The organism is Mesorhizobium sp. M7A.F.Ca.CA.002.09.1.1 (assembly GCF_003998555.1).
Taxonomy (GTDB): Bacteria; Pseudomonadota; Alphaproteobacteria; order Rhizobiales; family Rhizobiaceae; genus Mesorhizobium; species Mesorhizobium ciceri.
Window position 1 is genome coordinate 1 of record NZ_RZRR01001361.1, and the last position, 939, is coordinate 939.

Here is a 939-nt window from a genome sequence, read left to right on the forward strand (position 1 = left end):
GACCAGACGGTTGTCCGGCTCACGCTGGAGGCAATCGAGGAGACGTTACACCGGTCTGCCGAACAGCATTGGCCGAACATTGCGGCACCGTGGCCGGATGACCAGCGCCGGGCGGTTGCGCAGTGTATAGCGACGAACTGGCGGGGGGCGCCCGGTGAGGCACACAGGTTCGCCGATTGGGTGGTGGCCACATGGTCCAACATCGAATTGACCTACGCTGGGCCGGAATACCCCGAAGCCGGCTTCATCCATCGGCACAACGTGTCGCTCTGTCGGACTTTCATGGCTCACCTCGGTAGATCGAACACTCAATGAAGCCAATGCACACTAGCCGCGATGCTCCCAGAAACTGCCGTCTTTGGAGCTACAAAAGCCGCAACGGCCCTTCGCATGAGTCTGCCACCGGGAGACTTTGCAACCGGGTGCAAAATGTCGCGGCCGAAAATTTCGGGCATCCGGCAGTCTTACCCCGCCACTCCCTTTGCCAACCTCGCCAGCGTTGACCGAGAGCATCCCGTTGCCGAAATGATGGTGCTCCAGCTTTGCCCGCTGGTGAGCATGCTTTGGATCGCTTTATTGCGGGCCTTGTCCTCAGGCCGGCCACGATATTTTCCCTCGCTCTTGGCTTTCGCGATACCCTGCGTCTGCCTACGCCGACGATCCTCGTAGTCTTTCCTAGCGACTGCCGCGATCACATCGAGCATCATGTTGTTGATTGCGTCTGCCATGCGGGACATGAACTCATCGGCATTCCCCGATGCCATGCCCCATGATGTCGGTAGGTCGAGGGCGACAACCTTGATGTGTCGATCTCTAATTTCGTCCTTTAGCTTATTCCAATCTGCACCGTTCAGCCTGCTGAGGCGATCCACCTGCTCGATCAGCAGGATGTCTCCTGGTTGGCAATCCGAGAGGAGTCGGAAGAGTTCCGGTCGTGCG

General features: G+C 58.8%; 2 protein-coding genes. One reads left to right on the plus strand and one right to left on the minus strand.

Translation table 11 applies throughout. The annotated features are described in order from the left end of the window. The coding region (locus EN994_RS35760; protein ID WP_206530566.1) for a hypothetical protein at window positions 1–315 on the plus strand (315 nt) is incomplete at its 5' end. A gap of 149 nt (window positions 316–464) precedes the next feature. Here the strand turns inward: EN994_RS35760 and EN994_RS33225 are convergent. Next, window positions 465–939, minus strand: a 475-nt coding sequence (locus tag EN994_RS33225) for a recombinase family protein (RefSeq protein ID WP_127308245.1), incomplete at its 5' end; no start/stop codon positions are given.